General features: G+C 40.2%; 21 protein-coding genes. 2 read left to right on the top strand and 19 right to left on the bottom strand.

The features are described from left to right. Positions 1-49: 49 nt before the first annotated feature. From B1H56_RS05860 to xerA, 5 genes are read right to left on the bottom strand one after another with little or no spacing between them, the layout of a single operon-like run. Positions 50-964 carry a restriction endonuclease gene (locus B1H56_RS05860; RefSeq protein ID WP_242862005.1) on the bottom strand — a complete coding sequence of 305 codons (915 nt, stop codon included), beginning with the start codon at positions 962-964 and terminating at the stop codon, positions 50-52. Positions 965-985: 21 nt separating this feature from the next. After that, entirely contained in the window at positions 986-4,126 is a 3,141-nt protein-coding gene (locus tag B1H56_RS05865; RefSeq protein WP_066517896.1) for a type I restriction endonuclease subunit R, read from the bottom strand. Positions 4,127-4,157: 31 nt separating this feature from the next. Continuing rightward, entirely contained in the window at positions 4,158-5,030 is an 873-nt protein-coding gene (locus B1H56_RS05870) for a hypothetical protein (RefSeq protein WP_066517894.1), read from the bottom strand. Between the two features lie 24 nt (positions 5,031-5,054). Beyond that, entirely contained in the window at positions 5,055-6,227 is a 1,173-nt protein-coding gene (locus B1H56_RS05875) for a restriction endonuclease subunit S (RefSeq protein ID WP_082771069.1), read from the bottom strand. A 10-nt stretch (positions 6,228-6,237) separates the two neighbouring features. Continuing rightward, a complete protein-coding gene (gene xerA, locus B1H56_RS05880; RefSeq protein ID WP_066517892.1) occupies positions 6,238-7,221 on the bottom strand; it encodes a site-specific tyrosine recombinase/integron integrase in 984 nt (327 codons plus the stop codon). Positions 7,222-7,339: 118 nt separating this feature from the next. On the opposite strand from xerA, the gene B1H56_RS05885 reads away from it, so the two are divergent. Further along, positions 7,340-7,924, top strand: a complete 585-nt coding sequence (locus B1H56_RS05885) for a restriction endonuclease subunit S (protein ID WP_278287594.1) — start codon at positions 7,340-7,342, stop codon at positions 7,922-7,924. Here B1H56_RS05885 and B1H56_RS05890 read toward each other — a convergent pair. The 5 genes from B1H56_RS05890 to B1H56_RS05910 form a co-directional block, all read right to left on the bottom strand. Next, positions 7,921-8,445 carry a restriction endonuclease subunit S gene (locus tag B1H56_RS05890; protein ID WP_066517883.1) on the bottom strand — a complete coding sequence of 175 codons (525 nt, stop codon included), beginning with the start codon at positions 8,443-8,445 and terminating at the stop codon, positions 7,921-7,923. The genes B1H56_RS05885 and B1H56_RS05890 overlap by 4 nt on opposite strands. Further along, on the bottom strand, positions 8,429-10,000 hold the full coding sequence (locus tag B1H56_RS05895; RefSeq protein WP_066517880.1) for a type I restriction-modification system subunit M: 1,572 nt from the start codon (positions 9,998-10,000) through the stop codon (positions 8,429-8,431). The genes B1H56_RS05890 and B1H56_RS05895 overlap by 17 nt, the downstream gene beginning before the upstream one ends. Before the next feature lie 19 nt (positions 10,001-10,019). Continuing rightward, a complete protein-coding gene (locus B1H56_RS05900) occupies positions 10,020-10,229 on the bottom strand; it encodes a helix-turn-helix domain-containing protein (protein ID WP_002587820.1) in 210 nt (69 codons plus the stop codon). A 186-nt stretch (positions 10,230-10,415) separates the two neighbouring features. Next, positions 10,416-10,631 (bottom strand): hypothetical protein, encoded by a 216-nt coding sequence (locus tag B1H56_RS05905; RefSeq protein ID WP_002594687.1) that lies wholly within the window; start codon positions 10,629-10,631, stop codon positions 10,416-10,418. A 155-nt stretch (positions 10,632-10,786) separates the two neighbouring features. Beyond that, complete coding sequence (locus B1H56_RS05910) at positions 10,787-11,122, bottom strand: helix-turn-helix domain-containing protein (RefSeq protein WP_055215124.1); 336 nt, start codon at positions 11,120-11,122, stop codon at positions 10,787-10,789. A gap of 225 nt (positions 11,123-11,347) precedes the next feature. On the opposite strand from B1H56_RS05910, the gene B1H56_RS05915 reads away from it, so the two are divergent. Continuing rightward, a complete protein-coding gene (locus B1H56_RS05915; RefSeq protein ID WP_015530028.1) occupies positions 11,348-11,800 on the top strand; it encodes a hypothetical protein in 453 nt (150 codons plus the stop codon). Positions 11,801-11,864: 64 nt separating this feature from the next. Here B1H56_RS05915 and B1H56_RS05920 read toward each other — a convergent pair whose 3' ends face one another. The 9 genes from B1H56_RS05920 to B1H56_RS05960 all read right to left on the bottom strand — a co-directional run bounded on the left by B1H56_RS05920 (position 11,865) and on the right by B1H56_RS05960 (position 20,911). Beyond that, complete coding sequence (locus tag B1H56_RS05920; protein ID WP_066517878.1) at positions 11,865-13,568, bottom strand: lysozyme family protein; 1,704 nt, start codon at positions 13,566-13,568, stop codon at positions 11,865-11,867. 39 nt (positions 13,569-13,607) lie between these two features. Then, a complete protein-coding gene (srtB, locus tag B1H56_RS05925) occupies positions 13,608-14,375 on the bottom strand; it encodes a class B sortase (protein ID WP_066517875.1) in 768 nt (255 codons plus the stop codon). A 6-nt stretch (positions 14,376-14,381) separates the two neighbouring features. Continuing rightward, positions 14,382-14,783 (bottom strand): DUF6075 family protein, encoded by a 402-nt coding sequence (locus tag B1H56_RS05930; RefSeq protein ID WP_002594682.1) that lies wholly within the window; start codon positions 14,781-14,783, stop codon positions 14,382-14,384. 13 nt (positions 14,784-14,796) lie between these two features. Further along, on the bottom strand, positions 14,797-17,127 hold the full coding sequence (locus tag B1H56_RS05935; RefSeq protein WP_066517872.1) for a VirB4-like conjugal transfer ATPase, CD1110 family: 2,331 nt from the start codon (positions 17,125-17,127) through the stop codon (positions 14,797-14,799). Then, on the bottom strand, positions 17,120-17,485 hold the full coding sequence (locus B1H56_RS05940; protein WP_023920514.1) for a PrgI family protein: 366 nt from the start codon (positions 17,483-17,485) through the stop codon (positions 17,120-17,122). Before B1H56_RS05940 ends, B1H56_RS05935 begins: the two co-directional genes overlap by 8 nt. Positions 17,486-17,620: 135 nt before the next feature. Continuing rightward, positions 17,621-18,457 carry a VirB6/TrbL-like conjugal transfer protein, CD1112 family gene (locus B1H56_RS05945; protein WP_066517865.1) on the bottom strand — a complete coding sequence of 279 codons (837 nt, stop codon included), beginning with the start codon at positions 18,455-18,457 and terminating at the stop codon, positions 17,621-17,623. Positions 18,458-18,530: 73 nt separating this feature from the next. Continuing rightward, a complete protein-coding gene (locus tag B1H56_RS05950) occupies positions 18,531-18,893 on the bottom strand; it encodes a hypothetical protein (protein WP_015512775.1) in 363 nt (120 codons plus the stop codon). A 19-nt stretch (positions 18,894-18,912) separates the two neighbouring features. After that, a complete protein-coding gene (locus B1H56_RS05955) occupies positions 18,913-20,721 on the bottom strand; it encodes a VirD4-like conjugal transfer protein, CD1115 family (RefSeq protein ID WP_066517864.1) in 1,809 nt (602 codons plus the stop codon). Next, complete coding sequence (locus tag B1H56_RS05960; RefSeq protein ID WP_008789327.1) at positions 20,708-20,911, bottom strand: hypothetical protein; 204 nt, start codon at positions 20,909-20,911, stop codon at positions 20,708-20,710. Before B1H56_RS05960 ends, B1H56_RS05955 begins: the two co-directional genes overlap by 14 nt. Positions 20,912-20,913: the final 2 nt, after the last annotated feature.

The following is a 20,913-nucleotide window of genomic DNA, read 5'->3' on the forward strand; positions in this document are numbered from 1 at the left end:
CTATGCTCCCTTCTAAAATTCCTTCGAGTAAATTATGCTATCGTTAGTGTCAATCCTCGGTATAAAAACCATCCAATACATATGTTGTGACTGGTGTTATATACAATTCATATTTAATAACCAGTCTGATTAAATCATTTCCGTCAATCAATGTTATCGGCGTACCTTCTCTCGCAGCCTCTCTTGCCTTATTGGTAAATCGGCTATTAGTAATAAATACTCCATAATCGGCTTGATATTTGTTCATTGCCCCAAGAAATTGATTGATATCCGGCTCACTCACTGGATTTGAATTAAATCTTTTACACTGAATAACCACTCTGGTTGTTCTAAAATCATCGGCATCTACGTGATATCCATAGCCATCAATACCACCATCATTTGACACCTGAACGCCTTTGTTGGTAAACTCCACTCCCATCTTTGTAAGAAGTGCTCGTGAAAATTGTTCAAACTTTGCTGGAGACATATTTGCGATTGCACTCTGAAGTTTTACCTTGAAATCATCTAACAATTCGTCATCTGTGGATTCATTCTCCTCATCTTCAACCTCCAGTGTTTCTACTGGCTTGTTTTTCGATTTGTTCTTAGTCGAATGTTCCTCCCAATAGCTTCGTGCCTTATCCCTTACTTCTGTCTTAACATCAAAATCTGTTAAATCTACATTTGCTCCATCTTGAGTAAGTGTAATCTTTGGATTGAATTTCACATAAGATATGAGTCCGACATAACTAAGCTCTTTAATAGCAAAATTAAACTTAAAATCAAATTTTTTGTAATGATTTCCTGTTTTATTAGATGTATATAGTTTCTGTTCAAATTCAGCAATATGCTCATCTAACTCACTAATTCTGTCTCTAATTTCAGAACGCTCTAACTGTCCACCTGCTTCCTGAAGGACTTGAAGGATTGGTTTAATAAGATATGATACTTGTTCTTCTGTATTTAAATCGTCATAAAACATATTTACATTTACACCTCTCATTTACTGTGCATACTTCTTGAAATTCTCTGCCTGCTCAAGAACTTCCTTGTAAACATCATCAATGGTTACTGGCGGATAGCCGAACTCATCAAGCAGCAATATCAAATCCACTTGCAAGTTTGCCTTAATATCATCACGGGCAGACCAATCGGTATAGCGTGACTTATCATCAACAATCAGCTTTATCCTTTTGGAAAGTTCAATCATTTTATCGTCCGGATATTCAAACTCAAACTTCTTGGAAACTGCTTTCAAAATATCATAGAAAGCCTTTTCTTCATAATCTATTCCCATATTCTTGAAGGAGTTCTTTTCTGTTTTCAGTTCAGACAACAACTGTGCAAGCTGCTCCGCAACATCATCAAGGACTTCATTGGCATACGCTTCATCACGACGTCGGTTATTATACTCATCAACAACTTTCTTGAGTCTGTCTGCAAATTCCACACCCATAATTTTATTAACTTTCTTAAACTCGTCAATCGCCTGAGAAAGAAGTCTTTGAAGTATCTTGATTTTCGTATTCGGCAACTGAATAGCATTTATCTTATCCATATACTCATCGCTGAAAATATCAACCGATATATGTTTTCCGGTTTCAAACAATTCCTCAATTCCATCAGACTGAATTGCACCCTCAAGCATTTTGCGGACACGAGCGTTCATCTGCTCAATATCCGGTGCATCGCCTTTTGTCAACTTGAAAAGGATAGAACGGACAGCACAATAAAAATGGATATAATCCTTATCTTCATCGGAGAATTTCTCACTTGAACTACAAAGGTTAAATGCCTGTTTCATTCTCTTGACTGCTGCCATAAATCTTCTTTCCAGTTCTTCAGACAACTGCACATACTCAACCGCACGGTTCAGGCAGGCAAGCTGTTCGGTAGGCGAACCATTGAAGAAATCACTACCGTTAAAGTTATGGAACATCTGACCGAGAACTTCTAACTGGTCTTTTACAATCGTGATGGACTGCTCAACACCTTCAAATTCTTCACTCTCAAAATTCGTATATTTCTTGAGGGCGGTATTCATATTTTTCTTGATACCTATGTAGTCAACAATCAAACCTTTATCCTTGCCCTCGCATACACGATTTACACGGGAAATCGTCTGAATAAGGGTATGCTGCTGAATAGGCTTATCAATATAAATCGTATCAAGCTCCGGCACATCAAAACCAGTCAGCCACATATCTACAACAATGGCAATCTTAAAGTTCGATTTCGGGTTCTTGAACTGACGGTCAAATTCTTTCCTGTCCTCTTTTGTGCCAAGCATATCAAATAGGTCTTTTTCATCATCTTTATTACGAGTCATAACCAACTTGATTTTTTCCATTGGCTTCAACTCTTTTTTATCTTTCTCACTCAGAACAACACCGTCATCACAAATCTTCTTTTCTGTCCATTCCGGTCTGAGTTCCTTTACTATCTTATAGAAATCGTATGCTATATTTCGGTTGGAACATACAAACATTGCTTTGCCTGCTACGGTTGCACCTTCTGCCACACGGGTTTCATAATGCTTGATAAAATCCTCCGCAACAGCACGAAGTCTATCAGGGTCGCCAATAATAACTTCCATTTTGGCAACTGCTTTCTGACTTTCTTCTACTTGATGTTCATTTGCCCCCTCAAGTTCACACTGAGCATAATATTCTTCAATCTGTCTTACCTTATCCTGATTGAGCATAACCTTGGCTGCACGACCATCGTAAACAAGATTAACTGTAATACCGTCCTTAACAGCTTCCGTCATTGTATATGCGTCTACAACACCACCAAAGACTTCGATTGTTCCATCAACCGGAGTTCCGGTAAATCCAACATAAGTCGCATTTGGTAAAGAATCGTGCAGATACTTGGCAAAGCCATAGGTTTTCTGAACACCTGACTCTGTAATCTTAACCTTTTGGTCGAGATTGATTTGGCTTCTGTGTGCTTCATCAGAAATACAAATAACGTTCGTTCTGTCTGTAAGAAGCTGCAAATCCTCTGTAAATTTCTGAATGGTAGTCAGATAAACACCGCCACTCTCTCGTCCCTGAAGCTCCTCACGAAGTTTCTCACGGGATTCAATGCTTACAACAGTTTCATCTCCGATATATTTCTTTGAACCGACAAACTGCTTGGAAAGCTGGTCGTCAAGGTCTGTTCTGTCTGTAATAATAAGAATAGTCGGGGAGGAAAAGTATTTGCTTTTCATCAGCATACGGGTAAGGAAAAGCATTGTATAACTCTTGCCGCACCCTGTTGCTCCGAAGTATGTACCACCTTTACCATCTCCTTCAGGGCGAAGATGTGCCTTGATATTCTCATACAATTTATTTGCCGCAAAGAACTGTGGATAACGGCACACTATCTTTAAATCCTTATCTGAGTTATCCGGAAAATAAATAAAATCTTTGACAACTTCAAGCAAACGGTCTTTTCGGAAAAGTCCCTTTATCATTGTTACAAGAGAATTGATACCGTCCAGTTCTTTATCGTCTGAGTTTATCTTTCTCCACGCATAGAAGAAATCATACGGGCTGAAGAAAGAACCATATTTATTATTTGCTCCATCACTGATAACAACAAACGCATTATATTTGAAAATCTCCGGAATATCTCTACGGTAACGGATTGTAAGCTGCTTATATGCGTCCATTATGGTCGTATTCTCTTGTACCGCACTCTTAAATTCAAGAACAACAACAGGAATACCATTTACGAACACAATGCCATCAGGAATACGCAACTGATTATTTACGCCTTCAATTTCAAACTGATTAACCACTTTGAAAATATTGTTTTCAGGAGTGTCGAAATCAATAAGTTCAATATAGAGGTCTTTCTGCGTTCTATCCTCACGGTTAAGAATAAATCCATCGCAGAGCAACTTAAATACAGCTTTGTTTGCTTCATAAATTGTACCGGAAATATTACGCAGCATTAGAATGACACTATCCACCTCACTCGGTGTGATACCATCTTTCGCATAGCGATTATAGAGGTATTGCTTCAGGTCGTCCGTAAGCAGAACCTCCGTCCTTTCTCTGTGTATCTGGTCGCCACTGACATAGGTGTACCCCTCGTCTTTGAACAACTCCATTATTGACATTTCCAATGCGTGTTCATTAAAATTTGCCATTGCGTTCACTCCTTTGGTATTCTGCATCAAATTATGATGCAACTACACTTGTATAATAAGCATTATAAAGTGCTTGTACTGTTTCATAATATTTATCTTCATAAGTTTCTGCTTGTGCGTCGGTATACTCTAAGAAAAACTGACAATCAACATCTTCGCCAAACTTATTATTTATAATTGTTGCTATATTCTCAACAAGTTCCATCATCCACATACAAACGGTTTCTTCTCTTGTGTGTGCTAGACTTTGATATTCCCATACATAATCAATCGGAGGTATAGGTGTTTCCTTATCAAAATCCATTTTTTTATCTACGAAATAATAGAAATATTCATCAATATACTCTCCAATAGATATTTGAGCCACATTCAAAATCATCATCAGACGATTTTCTTTGTTTATAGGTTCAAAGATATTAGGAGTGCCGTTCCATTCTAATTCTCGGTATCTATCATAGCTTCGATGAAAATATTTTGCTCCATCATACAAATAATCCCTTCCCAAATTATATTTCTCTATATCTTGCTGAAGTTTATCTATACATCCCTGTAACCAATACTTTCCCGTAAATTGTTTAATCTTATATCCGGCTTGATTTAATATCTCATTTTGTAATTCTTCAGAACACCGGCAGTATTCCGAATAAATTTTCCTTGTATGCTTTTCAAGCGGGTATAGATTAGCTGCTATAATACACCACGGCAAATAATCTCTTTCCTCTTGATTATCAATTAGAAAAAGTCGAGCTTTTTCTTGCAATGCTATATGTTCCTTTTCGCATTGCAATTTCTGTATTTCCTTTTCATGTCGTGATTGCAACCAATAAATCAAAAAAGAAACTGCTATTGTTGCCACCAGTGACAATACTCCGATTATAATCTGAATTATATCTGCTAATGACATAGGTTCCTCCTTGTAAATGATAATTTAGTGGCTTGATAACTGAGCCAAAGCTGTTGCTTGCAGTTCTTCAAGTAGAGCGATTTCCTTTGTGTTTAAGGTCATTTGCTCAACTATTGCAGCAAGATTCAGTTCTTCAATAAACTCAGACGGAGGAACAACAATTTTTATGTTATCAATGAAGTTCTTACTGAGGTTATCTTGGGCTCCACCATTAGAAAGTCTGCTTATTGCCGCTTGGCTCTGAATTAGTGAGAAGTACAAGTATGCTGCATCAGCTTTTGAATTGCAAATCATACCACAAATAGCTTGGTTGGTCGTTGCTTCAATAGCGAGATAACCAACTTCTCCAGCGGTAACGCCATACATCGCCATTAAAACGGTGTCCTTTGGAAGCAGTTTTGTGGAACTCTCACTCAACCCTAATGGAGTGATGTATTCTTCCGTTTGAAGCGTAATATTATTATGGACTTCGCCTGATTTTACCCAAGAAATCGTTCCGTTCTCCCAATATTCGTTGTTGGTACGAGATGGAGTAGAACCAGATTTTGTTTCTCTACAAAATTCAGATACGGTTTGAATTTCAAAATCATCAGGCAAAGTCAGTCTATCCATTTCTGGCTCGGTTAGATTTATCAATGCACCTCTGCCGACATTCTTTTGGATAGAAGCTGTGCCAACCGCCACTAAATTATCATTTATCTTCTGTTTTAAAGCTATTCTATCGGTTAGTGTCTTGTAGGCTTTCACTATTTTTCTCTGCTTTTCAATATCCGGTACTGGAAGTTCCACCATGCAAAGCTCATTCCAATCAAAAATCTCTCTCACGCTTCCGTGTGACTTATATCTTGCATAACGGTCAAATTCTGGTCGGCTGAACCAAAGCATAAGATATTCAGGGTCAAGTTCCTCTTTATTTTCAACTTCAAAAACTGTATAAGAGCTTGAAATGATACAATCTTCTTCATCTAAATAAGCAATAGAGATTTTTTCTCCATTTCGTGAAGTAACGGGTCCATATGCAAACTGTCCCGTTCTAACTATTTTATAATTCGATAAATCAGTTCCTACAATATTTGCGATTGAGGGAATAATTTTTTTGCTTATACTTACGCCGAGCAACTTTGTTACGGATAAATCCTTATTACGCTCGTCCACAAGTCGAATGTAATTGCCTAATATCTTATATCCTTTTTCCATTCCTACCACCTTAACCAATGTATTTTCTATGAGCAATTTTCACATTACTCTGTTTAACCATTGCATATTGCAATGTAGTATCTATTCTTTTATGTCCCAAGAGCTGCTGAAGCTGCTCTATTGGCATTCCTTTGTCTATTGCCATTGTCGCAAGTGTTCGCCTGAATTTGTGAGGGTGTACCTTATTTAGTCCCAATCGTTTTCCAAGCTGTCGTAATCTCACTTCAATACCTCCGATATTCATTCGATTGTACGGAGATTGCAATGATACAAAAAGTGCCGGATTATCGTCCTTGCGACTATTCAAGTAATTCTGCAAATGTATCTTTGTTCTTGCATCAAAATATACTATTCGCTCCTTATCGCCTTTGCCGAAAACAACACATTCTCTTTCGTTAAAGTCTATATCCTCACGATTTAGTAACACCATTTCTCCGACACGCATACCCGTTGAAGCAAGCATATCAATCATTGCCAAATCCCTAAGTTCCGTGCAATTATCCCTCATCAATTCAAGTGCTTCATCTGAATAAGTTTCTTTAATGTTCGTTCCGGTCTTAACCTTATGTATTCGCCTGACCGGACTTTTCAAAATATAATCCTCGTCCTCAAGCCAAGAGAAAAAGCTGGAAAGTATTCGTCTTATATTATCTATCGTAACCTTACTTGATTTTTTCTTAGCCTGATACTCGGTCAAATACCAACGAATATCGTCGGTCACAATATATTTGATACCCTTTCCAATGCCATCAAGCATCGATTGTATCGTTGCATTATAGTATTTCAAGGTTTTCTCAGAACAGCCTTCAATACGCTTTGCCGATAAGAAAGACTCTACTAAATTCTGTTCTGAAAGTTCCTTATCTCTTTCTGTCTTTGTTACCTCATAATCAAAAAGTGTATGCTGCAACACTTCTTGCAATCTTTCTGTCTGTGCGTTATTCAAATAAGGCAACATTCCTTGAATAACATCTGTAATTAGGTTCTGTTTCATAGTCAATTCTCCTTTTATTTTTTAAGAGAACGACTACCAGTGGCAGTCCCTTGTTTTAACTCCCGCCACTGATGGGAGTTCTATTGTAAATGATAATTTACTGGCTACCACACAGGCTATTTATAAGTCGTGGTTTGTTGATTTTGAACCATTCGACAATGTTTGCCCTTCAGATTGGGGAAATGGCTGTGTTGATGATATTGCCGAGTTCTATGATTCAATGCGTAAACCGCTTTCCTCATTAGAACGAGCCGATATGGAACGGATATATCCCTATTATGGAGCAGTCTCCATTGTCGATTATGTCGATGACTTCATTTTTGACGGAGAATATCTACTTCTAAGCGAAGATGGAATTTATGTTGTTGATGAAAATGGTCATCCACTTCTGCAACATATTACTGGAAAGTTTTGGGCAAACAATCACGCTCATATTCTCAAAGGGAAATCCGGTTTCAACGAAGACAGTTTGTATCTGTTTTTGGCAAATACAAATATGGCTCCCATTGTTACTGGTGCAGCACAGCCAAAAATCAATCAAGCTAACCTAAAGAGTTTCTCAATTACGATACCTACCAGCGAAGTAATTGAGAATTTCAACGCTCTTATTCAGCCATTTTTTGACCAAAGACTTTCAAACGAGGCAGAGGTCAAAAAACTGGAAAGTCTCAAAGACTTGCTTTTAAGTCGCCTGGTAAACTAAGCCGCTAAATTATCATTTATCTTCTGCTTTAAAGCAATTCTTTCTGTAATTGCCTTATATCCGTCTACAATCTTTTTTTGCTTTTCATAGGGCGGAACTGGTAACTCTACCTTACACATTTCGTCCCAATCCATAACTTCTCGTACACTTCCGTGTGACTTAAAGCGGGCATACCTATCAAATTCCGGTCTGCTAAACCAAAGCATTAAATACTCCGGAATAAGTTGTTTCTCATCTATTATCTCAAAGACTGTATAAACATTACTTACAAGTCCTTCCTCATCATCTTCCAACAGAGCAATCCCTATTTTATCTCCTCGTCTTGATGTATCTGGAATATATGTAAACTGTCCTTTTTTTACCACTTTATATTTCTTAAAATCCGTTCCAACTGTATTTGCAATAGATGGAATAAATTTCTTTTGAACAGAAACACCAAGTAAATTTTCTTCTTTTCCCTCAGAATTTCTAACATCAACCTGACGGATAAATTGCCCCAACTGTTTATAATTCGATTTCATATCCCAACTCCTTAAATACAGCAAGCAAATCTGATTTGGATTTTTCCTCTTGAACAAGAAGTTCTTTAAGTTCTCCCTGCAATGACTTCATTTTTGTATCAAAGTCGATGTTCTCATCACGATTAACAAACTCAATATATCTGCTCGGCACAAGAGTAAATCCTTTTTCCTTTACTTCATCAAAAGAAGCAGAATAACAAAACTCTGGTACATTCTCATAAGTTTCCTCATAGCCTTCCTGCTGCCAGTTATGATATACACTTGTAACTTTGGCTCTATCCTCCTCTGTCAATTCAATGTACTTCTTCTCATAAGGACTGCCCATCTGTCGTAAATCCATAAAGAGTATTTCATCTTCTCGGTCACGATAGCGTTTGAGCTTTCCGTTCTGTTCCACAACACGAGCCTTTTTATTCTTATTGAGTACCCAAAGGGTAACGCTGATGTCAGTGGTGTAGAAAAGGTTTCTCGGAAGAATAATAATCGCTTCTACCAAGTGATTTTCTATAAGCTGCTGCCTGATTTTCAGCTCTGTACCATCATCAGATAATGCACCATTGGCAAGCAGAAAACCTGCCACACCGTTTTGTGAAAGTTTAGAAACAATATTCAGTATCCAACCATAGTTTGCGTTGCTTGTTGGTGGAACTTCATATCCATTCCAACGAGGGTCGTCTACAAGCTCATTCTCGGCTCTCCACTGCTTCTGATTGAAAGGTGGGTTTGCCATAATGAAATCTGCTTTAAGGTCTTTGTGTTGGTCGTTGGTAAATGTATTGGCTGCCATCTCTCCAAGATTTGCAGAAATACCACGGATAGCTAAGTTCATTTTTGCCAGTTTGAAAGTGGTATTTGTGTATTCCTGACCGTAAATAGACACTTTCTTTTTATTACCGCTATGTGCTTCTACGAACTTGATGGACTGCACAAACATGCCGCCCGAACCGCAACAAGGGTCATAAAGTATTCCATCGTAAGGCTCAAGCATTTCGGCAATCAGATTTACAATACACTTTGGTGTGTAGAACTCTCCTTTACCTTTTCCTTCTGCAAGAGCAAACTTACTAAGGAAATACTCATATACACGACCTATAATGTCGTTCTCTTTATCATCTGTATTGATACGATTGATTTCATCAAGCAAAGAAGCCAACTTTGCCGTATCAATATGTAAGCGGGAGTAATAGTTATCCGGCAAAGCACCTTTCAGTGCCGGGTTGTTCTTTTCAATCGTATAAAGTGCTGTATCTATCTTCAGGGCAATATCGTCCTGCTTTGCATTTTCAATAATGTACTTCCAACGGCTTTCTTCAGGCAGATAGAATACATTTTCCTGAGTATAAAACGGTTTCATATCCGCATACTTTTCGCCGTGTGTAGCAATAATCTTATTACGGCATTCCTCAAACTTGTCACTGGCAAATTTAAGGAAGAATAAACTCAGAACAACGTGCTTATACTCCGCAGGCTCAACAGAACCTCTCAGTTTATCAGCACTTTTCCAAAGTGCTTCTTCCATTGATATTTCTTTCTTTGGTTTAGCAGCCCTTGCCATCTATAATTACCTCCGTGTTTTAATCTTCATCTAAAATAACTTCGCATATATCTCCGATGTCGCAGTGAAACACCTGACATATCCTCATCAGTACTTCAAGAGATACCGGCTCATTCTTATTTATCTTCGTTGCAGCGTATGATGTAATTTCGGCTGCACGCATTAAATCCTGTCTTTTCATTTGATTGTCAATCATAAGTTTTTGAAGTTTGTTATAGCATATCTTCATCAGTAACACCTCTTCATCTTATAATTCTTCTTCGTTACAGTTAGTCATTTAACATTATATATTAAATTTTCAGGCATTTCAAGATTTCAGGCAGAAATGTAACCTTTCAGACACTAAGGTGTCACTTTTTGCAAACACCTAATGCAACTCTTCTAAAGAATAATAAAAATGAGATGCCGAAGCACCTCAATTATACATTCTATTATTAACATTCAATGCAATCATTGCTATGACCTTTTCTATCGGCGGCTCTTTTCCGTCCGGTGCAACTGCTTTCCAAAAAGCTATTGCTTCTGGTTCAGCACTTTTCATTGCTTCCCGAATGGCAAACTGCATTTCCTCTTTTACTGCTTTTTCGGTTGTTCCATTTTCTTTTGCTATTTGTCTGAAAATGTCGTTCACTTCTACTTCCTCCTATGTCTATTAGTATGTGTCTATCACTGACAGTTGTTGTTATAGCATATTCTCTCTGTCGAAGTCCCGAAAAATTTGTCGATAGCAGAAATTTTTTATACTGAAAAAAAGAAAGCTCGTCGATTAGGACGAACTTCTGTGTTTTATGGAAGTATTTGCTTTGACTGCTTCACAAGTGTATCTATGACTTCATAAATTCTGTTTCTATCTTCAGGAACAAGTTTTTCAAGCTTCTCATTCAGCATTGAGTTCTTGACTGTATATCCCGTTTCCAGAACATCTGTAAGAACCATATCCGATGATACACCTAAAGCATTTACTATCTTTATGAAAGTTTCGAGTGACGGAATTTTCTCTCCACGCTCAACCATACCAATATAATTTGTTGTCAAATCTGTTTTCTCAGCCAAATCTTCTTGGCGTAATTTCCTTGCAAGTCGGAACTTTCTTATATTCTTGCCGATTGTATCGAGCTTCATCACATCACCTCCCTTAGTGTGTTTCCATAACTAATAGTATAGGTTAAGTCGATTTCAAATCACACGCACCCAAAGGAAGTCAAACCAACTATTAGTGATGATTCCCAACTATTTTTATGTTATACTATAAAAGTAGTAATTCACGATTGTTAATGGCGAAAGACAAATCACAACCCAAGAGCCAAGTTAAACAATCTCCATAGAATAAACTTAGGGGTAAAAGGAATGGACGAACAAAAGATAATATTCAGTAATCGGTTTGAAAAAGAGAAATTTGAGGATTACAAAACAGATTTGGGAACTGACAGCTCAGTCACTCCCGACTTTACGGAAGCTGATGATTTTTTTAAATTTATACAGAAGAACCGCAGAAGTGTTCCAAGTAAAGAGCGAATTGCTGACAAGGATAAATTTATCAAAACCGTTTACGAACTATCCAATAGCTTTGAAATTGACGCTGACCTGATAGAATTTGCCGAGGGATATATCGCCAACATCTATGTAGATTATGCCTGCTACACTGGATATATCAAGAAGCTGTTAGCAATTCTTTTTATCCTTGCCGATGATATTTCCTTTTTAGACGGCAGCAAAGAAAATGCCGATATGCTTTTCAGCTTCACTTATCACACACACCATATTTTCCTGAATAACAGAGAAACAACTGATTTCTCATAATGTACCCGATGGCTACTCAACTGAGCAGCCATCTTTTCAATTTTCCAGACACCGTCTGGAATTTTTAATATGCCGGAATACCGTATCCATAGATATTGCTGCTTCCGACTGCGTACTGTCTTTGCTTGCAGGCGTCGCCTGAGTTGCCCTCTACGGTATAAACTGTGCCATTCTCACACTTCTCTACGATACCAACGTGGTCTGTTGTACCGTCGCCTTCCCAATCAAAGAAGATAATATCTCCTACCTTTGGTTCATAAGTGCGGTCTTGCCATTTCCCATTTGACTTAAACCAGTTTGCACCATCCACGCAACCTGCAAATTTCGGAACAAGTCCGCTTTCAATATACCCGCATTGGTCAGCACACCAAGATACGAAGCAGGCACACCATTCCACTCGACTGTTAAAGCCGTACCAACTCCAGTAAGGTTGTCCGCCCTGATTGCCTAGCTGTGTCAAGGCAACCTCAACAATCGCCTGATTACCTCCGGCAGTAAAGGCTCGCCCATACGGATAGTACCTCAGAACGTGAGCCGGATATTGGGTATCTCCATAACTGTCCCAACCAAGCCTTTGTGCCTGCTGAGTGGAAAACTCCACTGCATTGGCATAAGAATAACCGCCGTAATTCGTTTTTGCCCAAGAAATATATCCATTACCGAAGTTGTAGCCTTGCAAGGCAAGTTTGATATGCTCCATATCAATCGGACTTTCCACCTCTGCCGAGGTAAGAGCCGCTTTCAATTCCTGAACACCACACTGGATAGAATATTCAGGGTCTTTAATTCCATTAGGTTCGTGCGGATACTTCGTATTGAAACTTCCTTCTGCTGCCTGCATAGGGTCAAGTCCTCTGCCGCCGCTTTCCTGCATCATAACCGCCTTGATAAGTTCTACATACTCAGGAATGCCGTACTCCTTGGCATACTTCTGTATGATAGGTTCATAGGCTTCTACCTCTGCACTTACCGGAGTATAGGAATTACTGTCACTTCCTCCTCCAAACATTGCTACGGCAGCACCAAACAATACGACAATCATAATAATCAGCACCGCTATCCAACCGCCTGCTGCGATTGCTGCTACAAGTGCTTTTGTCCCTGCAATAATCGCTTTGACTGTCGCAACAGTAGCTTTCGCTGTCGCTTTGACGGTATCTGCTGTGGCTTTCGCCGCTTTCTTTGCCGCCTGAGCCGCTTTCTGTGTTGCTTTGGCTGTTGTTTTTGCTGTTTTCTGTGCTATAACGGCAGCTTCTTTTGTGGTCTTAATAGAAGTCTTTGCCGTTTGTTCAGCAGTCTTAACCGACCTTTGAACAGTATTGGTTGCACCTTTCGATACGGTCTTGACTGTCGTATTTCCTGCCGACCTTGCAGACTGTTTAATTGTTTTCTCCGTACGCTCCAGAGTTCGGATGCTCTGTTTTCCGACAGGATTGACCGATTGTTTTTGAAGCTGCTTCTCTGCACGCTTGGTCTTGAAATTCTCAATTCCCCTTTTGGCTTTCTGATAATTCTGTCTTGTTTCACGCACACCCCATCTGCCGACTTTATCCGCACGGTATGCCGTTTCGTGAACAGTCCTATCCGTTGCCGCTTCGATTTTATCGGAAGCATATTCCTCTGCGGAATTTTCCGAAGCGTTGGTGGAATGTTCTGCCTTATCTTTCGTCATCACATAGGCTTTCTTCATTCGCTCCGTGGCAACTGCTGCCTTATTTATGGTCTTGATTGTACCTTTGCTTGTATCTCTTGTTTTTATATCAGCCATCGGTTTCCTCCTTTCTCGAAAAATAATAGAGAGTGGGGTTTAATCCACTCTCTTAGCGACAACAACAAGCCTGCCATTGCTTCTTGAATATTCACAAGTAGAAAGAGAAATCAGCCTGTCGCCATACTCTGCCGATACTCCGGTATCATACAGAGAAAGTTCCTTGCACTTAGCAACATACGCATCAAACTCTGTCGCATTTTCTGCGTCCGTAAACTCATAATACTTAAAGCTATCGGAGCTGTTTGTATAAACAACCGTCTTAAAGACTGCAATCACTTCATACTGGTGTCTGTCCGTCAGTGTATCAAAAGTAATATCCTTATGTTCTTCCCAAAAGCTTTTATTTCTGTACTTCATCAGTCCCGTAAACATAGAACCGTCATTCATGTGGTGTCCGTAAATAATGATGTTGTCTGAAGGTTTCTGCACATCACAATTTTCCTGCACATATGGACAGCCATAAGCAGAATAGGTCTTATCAAACTTGTGCTTCAGGTAGAAGTTCGGCTCATTTACAGACTGCACGACCGGATAGTTGATATTGGTATCCTCAACCTTTATCCAACCCACCATATCCTCATTCTGCCGATAGAGTTCAAGATATTCCGCAAGATAGTCCTTATCTTCCGAAAACGTCACGCCCTCATTTTCCTTTGGCGGCTCGTCCTCCACAATCTCCGCAAGGTTATCATAGACTTCATTCTGCTTGGCAGAGTCAATGTGATTACGGATAATAAAGAAGGTGCTTACAGACAACACTACCGTAAACACCACCGCAATAATAATATAGATTTTTCTGCTCATTTTCTCTTACCTTTCCATATCGTTTCTCTTAGGTGGAGTCAAATCTCTGCAATACTCCGGATACCTCAACTTGATACCCTCCATAAAATACGGAGCATATCCGCAACAGAACAGTTCCTCCGGTGTATAGAGATTTTCCCTGCCTTCTTCCGTAAATCCATTCCAGAGATTAAAGGCAAGGTGGCAGACCTTGACTGTGCCACTTGTCTGCCAACCGCCGTGCATACCTTCCGGTATGATACAGTCCCTCTTGAAATCAAACATCTTTCCGATGTTCATTCTCGTTTCTTCTGAAATACCCATCACATAGAAAAATGCTCTGTGATAGCAGTCATTGACTTTACACTTATCCAGATTTTCCAATACAAAATCTCTGTGTGCAGCATTGCGAAATTGAATTTTAGACATTATAAATCCCTCCTTATGCTTCGCCCGGCTTGGTCGTCATCAGTTTATAAAGTTTCGTGTTCTTAGGGAATTTGTTTGCAAACGGTACAAGAGAACTTCCCACCTTGATAAGTCCGTGTCCTGCTTCCACATTCGTGATATAGGACATCTGAAGGTCGGAAATATTCAGAAGTTTTGCAAGCTCAAGCCTGTCTGTGGAAGCCTGATTCAGCATAATGATAAACTCTGAGTTTGCAAGCATTGTTCTCGCTGTGTGGCTCTGCAAAAGGTCATCGACGTTCTGGGTAATTCCACTTGCGTATGCACCGTATTTTCTCACACGCTTCCACAAGGTAAAGAGGAAGTTTGCAGAATATTCGTGCTGGAACAGAAGATAAATCTCATCAATGAAGATAAAGGTATTCTTACCCTTTGCACGGTTCTGTGTGATACGGTTCAGGATAGAGTCAAGGACAACAAGCATACCAATCGGCATAAGCTGTTTACCCAAGTCAAGAATGTCATAGCAGATAAGGCGGTTATTGGTATCCACATTCGTCTGCTTTGCAAAAGTGTTCAGAGAACCATGCGTAAAAAGCTCAATAGCAAGTGCCAGTTCCTTTGCTTCCGGTTCGTCCTGCTGCAAAAGTTCTGCCCTGAAATCCTGCAAGGTCGGTATATGTCCCTGATAGTCATTCTGCTGATAACTGCGGTACACGCTTGCCGTGCAACGGTCAATGATAGACTTCTGCTTTGCTCCGAGATTTGTTCCGCCGATGAGCTGTTCACAAAGGGACATAATGAACTCAGATTTCAAAATGACAGGGTTTGCACCGTCGCCGTAATCCTTATTCATATCCATTGCATTGATGTGATTGTCGGAAGTAGCAGAAATATTGATTACTTCTCCGCCCATCGCATTGACAAGCTGTGAATACTCTCGTTCAGGGTCGATAATGATAATATCCGCATCTGAAGAAAGCACCTGATTGATGATTTCTCCCTTTGCCGCAAATGACTTACCGCCACCGGATACACCGAGAATAAAGGAGTTACCATTCAAAAGCTGCTTACGGTCTGCGATAATCATATTTTTGCTGATAACATTCTGACCGTAATAGATACCGTTCTCGTGGAAAATATCCTGCACCCTGAATGGGATAAATACCGAAAGACTCTCCGTTGTAAGTGTTCTGAACGCATCAATCTTTCTTGTTCCAAACGGCATTACCGTGTTGAGTCCATCTACCTGCTGAAATCTCAGTGTTGCAAACTGGCAAAGATGTTTTCTTGCTGTGGTAAGCAATGCTTCCGTATCATTCTCAAGCTGTTCCTTACTGTCTGCTGTAATAGCCATTGTGATAACAGCGAACATCATTCTCTGGTCACGGGTCGTAAGGTCATCGAGGAACTCTTTCATTTCTTTCTTCTGCTGCTCCATATCATACGGAACAGTTGCAGAGAAGTTGTTATTGGCATTCTGCCTACGCTGCCAGTTTGTAATATTGGTTTCCACACCAAGCAGACGGTTTTCTGCTTCCTTTACTGCTTCATCAGTCGGAACAGGAACAATATCAATAGACATCATCAGATTTCTGTTCATATCCGTAAGTTCCGCTACCATACTGTCTTTGATATAGGACGCATATTCACGAAGAAAAAGGACTCTTCCATAACGGTTTCCCATCTTGAAATAGTCCTTTTCAAATTCCATTGTGTCGGGGCAGATATAATCCTTAAAATCGTGTCCCTTTTTTCTTGTTTCCTTAATATCAAAGTGGAAAGAGCTTTCTTCTCCCACACGATAGAAGTCGTGGAAAATACGAAGTCTTTCGTCTGTTTCCAGTTCCACACACTTACTTCCAAGCCTGCCGAAGTGAGCAATCAAATCTGCACCGACACGGGCAAAATAAGTTCTTGCGTCCTCCACACTCTTTTTGTTGATGGAAATGGTAATATACTTATCCTGAACAATGGAGTTTGCACCCGTTGCCTTATCAAGAAGCATTTTGTTGTATTCCTCTCGATACTCGTCCAGATTATCTCCGGTTGTCGGAATAAGGATTGTCTGCTCAAAATCCAGTCTGTTGAGCCGACGATTATTGATTGTGATTTTTGTCGTTGCACCACTGTCAAGAGAGTTCAGAAGTTCGGAATATTCAAGGAACATCGCTTCCTTATCCTCACGGCTCGCCACTGCATAGTTAATATCCGTAAAGCGGTAGGTCTTTGAATATTTATCCTTTCCCACTTTGAAAATGCCATCATCAAAGATAGCTGCCACGGGAATCACGTCCTGCACCCCTTTCGGTACAACAAATTTTTCTTTATCCTGCTTAAACAGGTTCGTAAGAGTCTTAATCATTTGACTTCAATACCTCCTTCTGCTTCTGTTCAATGCTTGGCTTCATCAGTTCGTAATAAACATTGGTGGAGTGAAATACCAACTTCTTCGGCATTAAAAACTCCGACTTTATCCACGCATAAATTGCTTTTTCTGCGGTCATACCGTTGTACTTCACAAAACCAAGTGCCGCAAACGGAGCAGCACCCAAAATGCACACCCACGATACGGTTTCCGTGCCAACATACGGTCTGAGCAAGAAATACAGTCCTACTGCAACGCCACAAGCGAGAACAGAAAAAATGAACTGTCTGAGCGACAGTCCAAAAAACATTGACTCTGTATAATTTCTGATTTCTCGGTTAATTTTTACTTCCATATCTGTTTCCTTTCCTGCGATTTCGGTCTTTCTCCCTCACGCATTTATCATTCAGGCAAAAGACTTTGCCCTTCCGTTTACCGCCATAGTAAACACATTTCTTACAATCTCTTTGGTTCATCTCAAAATCTCTCCTTAAAGTCCCATCATCTCTCGGATAATACGGTCAGACATTTTCACTGCACCGACAAGAACGAGCATATTAAATACCAATTCCCCGATATATGCCCACACCTGCGTAACTGCTGCTGCGTCAGGATTAACCACTGGCGGCGATGAAGCAAATACGGAAAAAATAATACAAGCAAGTACGATGACTGCTCCCTCAAGCAGAACGGCACAATAGCTCTTGATAAAACTCTTGCCGACATTCTGTGTCGGTTCTCCTGCAAATGTGGAAAGCGGTATCGGTGCAAGTGCTGTGTACATATACAACTTGAAAAATCTTCCGTACACCGTCATTATCAGAATAAACGACAGCACCGTGATAAATAATCCTCCGATAAGCGTTACCGCCCACAAGGGAATACTCTCGAAAAATCCGCAGTCCTCTATGGTCGTTATCATCTCTGCGGGCAAGGTCGTCTGTTCCGGAGTTCCAAATCCGGCAGCATTCATAATGGTTGAAATTGTCCCTTGCACGATATTAAATAAAGCAAGCATAAGCTCCATTCCGTATGTGATAACACCTTTCGCCAATGCAAAACGAACAAAGAGTTTCAGTGCGTGTTCCGGTTTCTTCGCATCTGTAAAACTTCCGCAGGTCTTTACCATACCTATCACAAAAAACAATACAAGTAAGGCAAGCCCGATAGCCTGAACCGCACCATTGATGTCAACGATAACCTTCCAGATATTCCCGCCCTTAAAGTTCTGCGGTGTAGTTGTGATGAGTGTCCATATTTCCGACAGTTTTTCATTCCAAGTTTCAAGGGCATTTTCAAGATTTTGAACTACCCAGTTATCACTCATTCAAAGCACCTCCTTACAATTAAGAGGTGTACCTTAACTTGGCACACCCCTCGATAACTGTGTAACTCTTATCTTAGCCTGTGATAAGAGTAAGGATTTCTTTCGCAAAAGTGATAATGACACCACCCGCAAGAGTCAGGAAGCCATTGGCTCTCTGAGAAGGGTCGTGAGATTTGAGTGAAAGACCGACCTGCACGATACCAAAGCCAAGTAAAATCATACCGATGGCACGGATAAGTCCGAAGATAAAATCGGACAGATTATTGACTACGGTAAGCGGGTCATTCGCTGCAAATGCAGTCGTTGTCATTCCAAGTGCCAACGCACCGACAATGACCATTGTGCAGTAAGCACGGAAGCCTTTCTTAACCTTTCCGGTCATAGGCAGTTTCTTTGTTTCCTGAATGTCAGTTGCTTTTTTCTTAAAAATAGTCATAGTTGAATACCTCCAAAATTTAATTTGTTTGATTGTTTATGAACAGAGCTTCCATCTCCTCATCGGAAAGAAGTTCCCAGTTCGTTTCTTCCATTTCCTTTTCAGGAAGTGTTGCAGGGTCAATGTCCCAAATGGCAATCGAAGCAATATCTTTTGTGACTTCTCCGTGCTTATAAGGACTCGCCTTTCCGTCTGTGGTAAGTGCCACATTCGGGTGTTTCATAATGTCATATTTGAAATCCATAATGGGTCTTTCCCCACGGATAAACAAAATAGCGTACTGATTATCGAGCATACGCACCTCATCAGGGGTAAGTAACTCTCTGCCGCTTATCTGATAGTTGGTGGAATAGTTACCGCTTCTTCCGGTACTTTTTCCGAACGTGTTGGTATCAATGGTTTCCTTGCCCAACAGCTCCGACACATATTTATGGGTTGACTGCTCATTTCCACCGAGGTAAAGAAATTCATCGCAGTTACCTACAATGCTCTCCCACTGTTTTTCAAACAAGGCTTTAAGCTGTGCCAAGTTCTGTAAGATGATGCTTACCGATACACCACGGGAACGCATAACCGACAGTATCTTGTCGAAGTCGTCCGGCAGTGAAACATTGGCAAATTCGTCCATCATAAAATGAACAGGCATCGGCAGACAGCCGCCGTGGATATGGTCGGCTGCATAAAACAACTGCTGAAAGAGCTGTGTGTAAAGAATGGATACCAAGAAGTTGAAACTGGAGTCGTTATCCGGTATCAGTGCAAACAGTGCCACCTTTTTCTCTCCGAGTGACTGTAAATCCAGTTCATCGGCAGAAGTAAGAGCAGCAAGACTTTCCAAGTTAAACTTTTCAAGCCTTGCTGCAAGGGTTATCTGTATGGATTTTAATGTTTTGGAAGAGCCGGAATGATAAGAGTGGTAATACTTCAAAGCAATGTGGTCAGGGTTATCTATCATCAAATCTGAAAACAGATTATCAAGCGGAGAAGGACTTGGGTCGTCCTCGTCCTCAATCGCCCCGGCTCTTAACATTTCCATTACCATTGCAAAATTCTGTTCTTCCGGCGGTGCTTCATAGTGCAGATAAAATACAAGTGCAAGCAGAAGCATTGACGCTGCCGTATCCCAAAACGGGTCATTGCTCTGTGAACCTTTCGGAGTGGTACTCTTGAAAAGATTTGTTACGAGCTTCTGCACATCATTGTCGTTCTGCAAATATACAAACGGATTGTAACAATGGCTTTTCTCCATTGAAATCAAATCAAGCACACGCACTTCGTAACCTTTCTTCTCAAGAAGACGTCCCGTATCTCGCAGGATTTCCCCTTTCGGGTCTAATATCACATAGCTGTTTCTGGCAGCATTCATAATATTAGGCTTTGCATAAAACCTCGTCTTACCTGCACCGGAGCCACCGCACACAAGCGTATTCAGATTTCGTCTGTGCTTCTTGGCATTAAGTCCAATGCACACATTCTGAGTCATCAGCTTATTTTCTGATAGTGGCTTTTGTCGGTACTTTTTATCAATGGCTCTGACATTGCCCCATTTGGCAGAACCGTGTTCTTCTCGTCTGCGGTAATTCTTTCTTGTCGAAAAGTAAATCCCGATACCCATTCCATAGCATAAAAGCAAAATGAGGACAGTTTTTAAGCTGTCCCCACATAATTTTATGGAAAATGGATTATCAAAAAGTGTCGCAAGATTGGCTGCTATCTCCGGCAATCCTCCGCTTATGGAAGGTGCAATCAGAAGTGACAGCCATATAACCGGAACGATACCGACAATGGATAAAATAATGGCAGTCTGCCTGTCATTATCTCGCTTCATCTGAGCGTTTCCTTTCAATCACTTTGAACTTTTTCAATGGGGCATTTCCGACTTTTACAAGCAGGTCGTCTACTGCGTCTGCCGACTTACCTTCCTCCATCAACTTTGTTTTCTCATCGTTTAAGGAGCGAATGACAACACCGTGTTCATAATCGTCCAAAGCAATGTGGTAGAGTTTTTCTTTTTCCATAT

It is taken from the genome of Christensenella minuta, from assembly GCF_003628755.1.
GTDB lineage: Bacteria > Bacillota > Clostridia > Christensenellales > Christensenellaceae > Christensenella > Christensenella minuta.